General features: G+C 42.7%; 1 protein-coding gene. It reads left to right on the top strand.

The annotated features are described in order from the left end of the window. Positions 1–141: 141 nt before the first annotated feature. The coding region (locus tag DVK07_RS20995) for an FAD-dependent oxidoreductase (protein ID WP_199719712.1) at positions 142–532 on the top strand (391 nt) is incomplete at its 3' end.

The raw sequence follows: 532 nt of genomic DNA on the forward strand, positions 1-532 counted from the left end.
CCTAAATTTTGTTCCATGCAAATCACACAGGAAATTCGTCAGGAGTTCACACTGAAAAATGAGGTCAGTAAGAACGATTGAAAATAGTTAACAAGCGCATCAGGTGAAAGTGTGAAAATTGGTATTGTGGGTGCAGGAATCATGGGTCAACTGCTTGCAGTTGAACTTCATCATGCCGGTCATGAGATTAGTGTGTTTGATCAACATGACAAAAAAGATTTTTTAAACTGCAGCATGGCAGCGGCGGGATTGTTAGCACCCATCACCGAATTAGATAAAGGTGAATACCTCATCTCGCAACTTGGCATGGAAGCGGTACGTGACTATTGGCCGGCCATTTTAAGCAAGCTGGATGAAGATATTTATTACCAATACACCGGCAGTATTCTGCTTTCACATCCGCATGACAGAGCGGATTTACAGGATGCTGTGGAGCGCATTCATTTCAAGTGTAATAACGCTGGATTAACTCATCCAGTAACCGTCAGGTTAAATCAAGCCGAACTTGTGCAATTAGAGCCGGAATTAGCTA

Source organism: Halorubrum sp. Atlit-26R (assembly GCF_003666015.1).
Lineage (GTDB): Archaea > Halobacteriota > Halobacteria > Halobacteriales > Haloferacaceae > Halorubrum.